Annotated in this window: 7 protein-coding genes; 6 read left to right on the top strand and 1 reads right to left on the bottom strand. The window is 42.9% G+C overall.

Going from position 1 to position 7481, the window contains the following annotated elements; all coding sequences use genetic code 11:
* The first annotated feature begins 3 nt into the window (after positions 1 to 3).
* Entirely contained in the window at positions 4 to 1095 is a 1092-nt protein-coding gene (locus BGC07_RS11750; RefSeq protein WP_069313269.1) for an AI-2E family transporter, read from the top strand.
* On the opposite strand, the gene BGC07_RS11755 is transcribed toward BGC07_RS11750, so the two are convergent.
* Entirely contained in the window at positions 1076 to 2029 is a 954-nt protein-coding gene (locus BGC07_RS11755) for a chemotaxis protein (RefSeq protein ID WP_069313270.1), read from the bottom strand. The genes BGC07_RS11750 and BGC07_RS11755 overlap by 20 nt on opposite strands.
* Positions 2030 to 2189: 160 nt before the next feature.
* Here BGC07_RS11755 and BGC07_RS11760 point away from each other — a divergent pair, with 160 nt between their 5' ends.
* The 5 genes from BGC07_RS11760 to BGC07_RS11780 all read left to right on the top strand — a co-directional run bounded on the left by BGC07_RS11760 (position 2190) and on the right by BGC07_RS11780 (position 7020).
* Positions 2190 to 3665 (top strand): peptide MFS transporter, encoded by a 1476-nt coding sequence (locus tag BGC07_RS11760; protein WP_077216878.1) that lies wholly within the window; start codon positions 2190 to 2192, stop codon positions 3663 to 3665.
* A gap of 7 nt (positions 3666 to 3672) precedes the next feature.
* Positions 3673 to 4176 (top strand): peptide deformylase, encoded by a 504-nt coding sequence (gene def / locus BGC07_RS11765; RefSeq protein WP_235603126.1) that lies wholly within the window; start codon positions 3673 to 3675, stop codon positions 4174 to 4176.
* Positions 4169 to 5119, top strand: a complete 951-nt coding sequence (locus BGC07_RS11770; protein ID WP_069313272.1) for an alpha/beta hydrolase — start codon at positions 4169 to 4171, stop codon at positions 5117 to 5119. Before def ends, BGC07_RS11770 begins: the two co-directional genes overlap by 8 nt.
* A 176-nt stretch (positions 5120 to 5295) precedes the next feature.
* Entirely contained in the window at positions 5296 to 6471 is a 1176-nt protein-coding gene (locus tag BGC07_RS11775) for an acyl-CoA desaturase (protein WP_069313273.1), read from the top strand.
* A 114-nt stretch (positions 6472 to 6585) separates the two neighbouring features.
* Positions 6586 to 7020: a heavy metal-responsive transcriptional regulator gene (locus tag BGC07_RS11780; RefSeq protein WP_077216879.1), complete on the top strand. Its 435-nt coding sequence runs from the start codon at positions 6586 to 6588 to the stop codon at positions 7018 to 7020.
* Positions 7021 to 7481 lie beyond the last annotated feature (461 nt).

Consider the following 7481-nt stretch of genomic DNA (forward strand, 5'->3'; position numbering starts at 1 on the left):
ATTATGTTTCATGTGATTCGCAATTGGTTCAAGCTTCACTTTTCTGACCCTGAAGCATCTGTATTGATTTTGTTGCTTATTTTTGGTTTTTTACTGATTTGGTTGACTGGTGTCTTATTGGCTCCGGTGTTAGCGGCTTTGGTGATTACTTTTTTACTAGAAGTGCTGGTTAGTGGCTTAAAGCGTGTTGGCTTATCGCGAACGCCTGCCTTCTTATTGGTTTATTTAATATTTATTGCGCTGTTAGCCACAGTGATCTTTGTTGTTTTGCCTTTATTAATCCACCAGTTTGGTCAGCTCGCCTCAGAAGCGCCGAGAATGATCGATCATGGTCGCAAGTGGCTCTTGCTCTTGCCCGAGCGTTTTCCCCAGTATATCAGTGCCGCTGAGTTGCAGTCGCTGCTTTCTGAAACACGCATCGGCTTAGAGCAATTAGGTAACTTTGGTCGAACGCTGTTTAATTTTTCTGTTGCTTCGCTGCCAAGTGTGGTGGTTTGGTTGGTTTACTTGATTCTTGTCCCCTTATTGATTTTTTTCTTTATGAAAGATCGTGATCGCCTGATTCACTGGCTTGCGGGTTATTTGCCAGTCAAGCGTGGTTTATTGCAACGAGTTTGGCAAGAGGTGCACTGGCAGTTAGGAAACTATGTCAAAGGAAAAGTTGCTGAGATTATTATTGTCGGTTTTGTCAGCTATATCGCTTTTATCGTTTTGGGGCTAAATTATGCATTTTTACTTGCAGCTTTGGTTGGGTTTTCTGTGTTAATTCCTTATATTGGCGCGGCGGTTGTGACCATTCCTGTGGCTGTAGTCGCATTTTTCCAATGGGGTGTCGGTGAGCAATTTTTATACTTAATTGTCGTTTATGCAGTGATTCAGGCATTGGATGGCAATGTTCTTGTGCCCTTATTATTCTCAGAAGCCGTTAATTTGCACCCAGTGGCAATTATTGTGGCCGTTTTGCTCTTCGGTGGGCTGTGGGGCTTTTGGGGGTTATTTTTTGCAATCCCTCTAGCGACTTTAATTAAGGCTGTGTTGGCAGCGTGGCCGACGCAAAAGGGAAATAAAGAACAGGTTATGCCTCCAGCGGGTTGATACCGGCGTCGATCATCTCTTTGATACGATCTTGGGTGACGCGAAGGATCGCTTCCGGGTTGAGCTTTGGGATAAAGCCATCGCAACCGACTTTCTCGACCATCGACTCGTTAAAGGCACCGCTGAGCGAGGTGTGTAGTATAATGCGCAAATCTTTAATAAGCGGATCACTACGACATTCAACGGTGAGGGTATAGCCATCCATTTCAGGCATTTCGGCATCGGTAATCATTAATGCATATTTTTTAGTGACGTCGATTTTATCTTGGTGGGCTTCTTTTTTCAGTAAGCGCAGCGCGTCTGCACCACTGTTAGCAAGGGTGACTTGTACGTCAAGCTGATTCAGTACTGATTTAACATGGCGTCTAGCAAAGCCAGAATCATCGACGACAAGCACATTAAAGTCTTTTGTATCAATTTCTCTGTTTATAACGTCTGTGGCTGAGCTGATATCTGGCATAACAATTTCAGCTAATACCTTCTCAACATCGATGACTTCAACGATATTTTCTTCTAATTTTGTTGTTGCAGTGAGGTAATGCTCTTTGCCGACCCCGTGTGGCGGGGGGTGGACTTCTTTCCAGGCGATATTAACGATACGCTCGACACTGCCGACGACAAAGCCTTGGACGGTGCCATAGTATTCGGCAATGACTAAAACGGCATTCGGGTCTTTGGCAAGGCTTTGCATGCCAATGGCAAGACCTAAATCAATCACGGGAATTGTGTGGCCGCGAATATGGGATACACCTAAAATGTTAGGGTGGCTTTCAGGGAGTTTGGTTAAAATAGGGACGCTCATCACCTCTTGAATCTTAAAAACATTCATTGCATAGAGTTGCTCGTTATGGAGTCTGAACAACAGCACTTCAAGGCGGTTTTTGCCTACAAGTTGTGTTCTTGAATCAACGGCGGCGAGTACTCCTTCACTCATGAAATATCAGCCTTCCCTTAATTTTTGTTAGCCATCCTTCCCTAAAGGATAGTTGATTATTTTTAACTTCGTTTTCTAGGCCAGTTGGGATAAATATTGTCTTTGCGGTGCGAGGCAGTGTACATTGTTAAATTCATCATTATTTTAAAGGGGTTTAAGGGTGGAAGCAGGCAGTTTACAGCGCCAACCACGGGGTGTGTTCTATATCATTATGATTTTGATGTGGGAATACTTTAGTTATTACGGCATGCGGGCTCTATTAGTCCTTTATCTAACGCAAAAACTATTATTTTCAGATCAGCATGCTTATGCGCTATACGGCGGCTATACCTCTCTTGTTTATGTCACACCGATCATTGGTGGTATTTTAGCGGATCGCTATTTGGGCTACCGTTGGGCGGTGATTTTGGGCGCACTTCTCATGGTCATCGGTCATATTACTTTAGGGTTGGATGGCCAGCAGACCTTATATATTGCACTCGCTTTTATTATCTGCGGCTATGGCTTATTTAAAACTAATATCTCTGTATTGCTTGGAGAGTTGTATCAGCGTGATGATAGCCGTCGGGATAGCGGTTTTGCTATTTTATATGTCGGTGGCAATATCGGTGCCTTTTTAGCGCCATTAGCCTGTGCTTATGTTGCTCAGCGCTGGGGCTGGCACTATGGCTTTGGCCTCGCCGGTATTGGTATGGCTTTAGGCTTGCTGATCTTTTTGTATGGCCGTCGTCACTTTATTAATAAGGGCGAGGCAAAATGGCAGCCACTACAGGAAAAGGGCTTAGCTTCACCTAAAAGCTTGGTACCCATCATCGCTGGTGTGATTGTGGGCGTAGTGATTTCAGCGTTAATTTTATATCAAAACTGGACAATTTGGTGCTTAGCCCTGATTGGTATTGTCGGCGCAATATTGATTATACGATTATTTATGCGCTGTAATGCAAAAGACCGCCGTTCTTTGATTAGCATTTTACTCTTTATGGTGTTTGGCTTGATATTTTGGGCCTTTGATCAGCAAGGTGGGAGCTCGATTAGCTTGTTTATCGAGCGTAATGTTGATCGACATATTTTTGGTAATGTAATTCCTGCTGCGGCTTTTCAGTCGATTAATCCATTTGCTATTTTGATCGGTGGTGTATTAGTTGTCGGTTTGTGGCGCTTATTAGCGCGTTTAGGAATGAAGCCATCGGCCTTATTTAAATTGACAATGGGTATGATTATTTTAACTTTAGGCTTTTTCGTGATTGCTTTAGGAGCGCACCTAGCAACTGCCACGGGTCAAAGCTCGATGCTTTGGGTTGTTCTTGGTTTGAGCCTGATCGGTTTTGCTGAGTTGTTTATTGACCCTGTTGCTATGGCTGAAATCACGCGCTTAAATCCAGCAGGCTCTGTTGGCTTTTTAGCCGGCGTTTATATGCTCGTGACAGGCTCTTTTGCAAATTATATTGCCGCACAAGTCGCAAGTTTAACGAGTGTGCAAAGCGTGGGTGGTCATGTGCAAAGTTTAGTCAATGCAGCAGAGCATTATTATAAAGTCTTTGACAAGATTGCTTATGTGACTTTAATCGGTGTTATTGTATTAATCATTGTTGCTGTGGTTGAGCGTTATATACACAGACGCCGCCACTTAACTTAGGAGAAAGATGATGGCGGTTAGGCCGATTATTTTTACAGGTCATGCGACATTAAAAAAAGTGGCAGAAGCTGTCACAGAGTTTAATACCCCTGAGCTGGAAGTTTTAGCCGCTGATCTGGTTGAAACCATGCATGCCAATGATGGGGCAGGGCTAGCGGCTCCTCAAGTGGATGTTAGTTTACGGGTGATGGTGTTTGAAATTGCTGATAATCCACGTTATCCCGATATAGAAACGGTGCCGTTGACGACTCTAGTTAACCCTGGTTTTGAACCGATTGCCAATCGACTCGTTGAAGGTTGGGAGGGGTGTTTAAGTATCCCTAAAATGCGCGGTTTGGTGCGGCGTTATGATCATATTCGTTACTGGGCGTACGATGTTAATGGAGAACGCTTCGAGCGAGAGGTGTCAGGTTGGCATGCCCGTGTGTTCCAGCATGAATATGACCATTTAGACGGTATTCTTTATCCTGAACGCATGCACAATCTAAAAGAATGGATGTACTGTGAGTGAAGCTGAGACATTGAAAACACGCCATGTTCGCTCAGCGAACTCATGGCGTCAATGGTTGCCTTTAAAAGGCTTGCACTTGGGGCTGCGCGCCCAACGTTGGCAACGTAAGCGAGTGGAACCTTCATTAGAGCAGGCGCGAGCATCTCTAGATAAGCTTGGCGAGAAACGCTTTAATGCATTACCGGGCTTGTCTTATCGAGCTGAGAAAATCGACCACTTAAACTTAGAGTGGATGACCCCGCACAGTGGACCGGTGAATAAGGTGATCTTTTATTTGCACGGAGGTGGTTATTGTTTAGGGTCGATCCAAGCATATCGGCCCATGATGAGCCGAGTCGCTTACAGTAGTCAGCGTCAGCTCTGTGCGGTTGATTATCGTTTAGCCCCTGAATACCCTTACCCTGCGGGTTTAGACGATGCTCTGCAGGTGTACCGAGTTTTACTAGAGCGTTTTGGTGCTGAATCGATTGTTGTCATGGGGGATTCAGCAGGGGGTGGCTTGAGTTTAGCCTTATTGCTGCGTGTGATGCAGCAAAAGCTAGAACAGCCGGCAGGTCTGGTTTTGTTGTCTCCGTGGACGGACCTTACTTTACAAAGCCCTTCTTTATACAGCCATGCAAAGCGTGATCCATTATTTTCACTCAGCGAGTTTTCTGAGGTAATTTCTGGTTATGTTCAGGAGAATGATCCGAGTAACTCTTTGATTTCACCTGTGTTTGGTGATTTTATTGGCTTCCCGCCGACCTTTATTCAAGTTGGCACAGAGGAAATTTTAATCGATGATAGCTTGCGTTTGGTGAAGGCTTTGAATCGAGATCAAGTGGTTGGTGAGTTGGAAATTTGGCAAGGAATGTCTCATGTATGGCAGTTTTATGCACCATTACTTGAAGCCTCTTGCCAGGCCATTGATCATATCGCTACTTTTACTAAGTCTAAGATATAGCTTACTATTATTGAGAGTATAAGGGCTGGTTTGCAAAATAAAGGAAAACCAGTATCATAGTACGACTGCAATGATGTTTGCTGCGACGCAAAGGTTCGCGTTGTACAAATCAGCAGCAGTTCCGTAGTATATTATTTTCTTAATTTTTACAATGTAGTAGGCAGAGCGATTTTTATATGAAACAAGTCAAGCACAATATTAACTATATTGAAGCCATACCCTTTATAGTGCTGCACTTAATTTGTTTACTTGTTTTTGTCACTGGGGTGACAACAAGTAGTGTGATTTTGGCGATTAGCCTTTACTTTATTCGAATGTGGGCAGTCACTGCCGGTTACCATCGTTATTTTAGTCATAAAAGTTTTAAAACCAGCCGCGTTTTTCAGTTTATTTTAGCTTTTCTAGCACAAACATCGTTGCAGCGTGGTGTATTAAAATGGGCGAACCATCATCGCTTGCACCATCGTAATTCTGATGCTGAAAACGATGTGCATTCACCGCGTCGCCATGGTTTTTGGTATTCACATGTTGGCTGGGTCTTCGACGAAGATAAAATGTATTTGCCCTATGAAGTGAAGGACTTACAGAAATATCCTGAGTTGGTTTGGATTGATAAACACAAATTTCTCCCGGCAATCTTATTGGCGATTTTGTGTTATTTCATTGCGGGTTGGTCAGGGCTAATCGTTGGCTTTTTCATCAGTACCATTTGTGTGTTTCATGGTACGTTTTTTATTAATTCATTAACTCACGTTTTTGGTTCACAACGCTTTTTAACCTCGGATGATTCACGCAATAACTTTATTACTGCTCTAATTACCTTAGGTGAAGGTTGGCACAATAATCATCACTATTATCAAGCGTCTGCGCGTCAAGGGTTCTATTGGTGGGAAATCGATATTACTTATTATGTTTTAAAAGTTTTAAGTTGGTTGGGGATTATCTGGGACTTGCAAGCACCGCCTGAGAAAGTTTTAAAAGGTGAACGCAAGATATTGCCTTATCAAATGGATCAACTCAGAAACATTGTTCTGGACGCTGGAGTTAGTGCTGCGCGTGTCAAACGTGTATTAGAGCAGGTTCAGCACGCTGAGAATCAAGAAGGTCGTGATGCTACGCGTCGAATGTTGCAACAGCTAACTGACTTATTACAGCGAATGAAAAAAGTCTCTAAGGTCTTACCACCTAAAGCAGGTGAGCAAGCCGTGAAAAGCATCAATGGTTTGTTAAAAAGCTGTCAGCAGGCAAAAGCTAGTGCGGAGCCAAAAGCATTGATTGCACAGATGCAGGGTGATGTTGACCTGTGGCCTGAGTTTACTCAAGAAAAAATCGTTAAAAAAGCAGTGGCTTAGCCTGCAGTTTGATTTAACCTAACAACAAGCCCATTTTGACATGGGCTTTTTTCTGTTTGCAATGCTAACATTAACGAAAAGGTTAATGTTAGGCCGGATTATGATTAGGGGTTAATGACGATGAAAACATCAGGGCAGCAATATACCGTCGGTCAACTTGCTAAGCTTGCAGGGGTTACTGCAGTAACGATTCGTTTTTATGAAAAAAAGGGGTTAATTCCTAAAGCTCGCCGTTCGGCGAGTGGCTATCGCTATTATGGTGCAGAGGTGCTAAATGAGTTAAACCTGATTCATAATGCCAAAGAAGCTGGTTTTTCTTTAGACGAAGCTAAAGAGTTGGTTGAACTCAGCCAAACTCAGGTAAAAACGGGGGCGGATGTAAAAAAACGGCTTGCTGAAAAAATTACTGAAGTTGAGGGAAAAATAGCAGCGCTTGCTGCCATTGAGCGCTCTTTAAAGCATTTGACCTCGATTTGTTCAGGGGAAATGCCTGCGGCTGAGTGTCCGATTATTCGAGCATTGGTCCACAATAGGAAAAGTATTGGCTGAGCTACTACAGCTGAGTTTTACTTTGTTGTTAACGTACTGCCTTTCTACGTAGTAAGAAAGCAATACTGACAAAATTACATCAAGTGACGCCAACTATCCTCTTTTTCCGGTTTCATGGAAGGTGAGTTTTCTGGGAGATCTTTCAGTAAAGTTGATGAGGTAGGGTGGTAGAGTGATTTGAGAATTTTAAATGCAACTCTTTAAATAAGTTAGATGTTACGTGCAGCGTTTCGCTTTCATAACCACAATTTATCGCATTAATAGGTGTTTTTCCCCACATTAATTGACTTTAGAACTCACTTTTCCTCACATTATTTGCACCCACTCAATTCACCATATGGCACAGGTTATCAGCGTTAGATAGTTTAAATATATTTCAGCGAGGCTCTATTGTATTTAGAAAAAAAGCCTAATCCATGGCAATTTATAATCGTCTGTATATTTTATTTTCTCAAAATATT

This window comes from Piscirickettsia litoralis, assembly GCF_001720395.1.
In the GTDB taxonomy this organism is placed as follows: domain Bacteria; phylum Pseudomonadota; class Gammaproteobacteria; order Piscirickettsiales; family Piscirickettsiaceae; genus Piscirickettsia; species Piscirickettsia litoralis.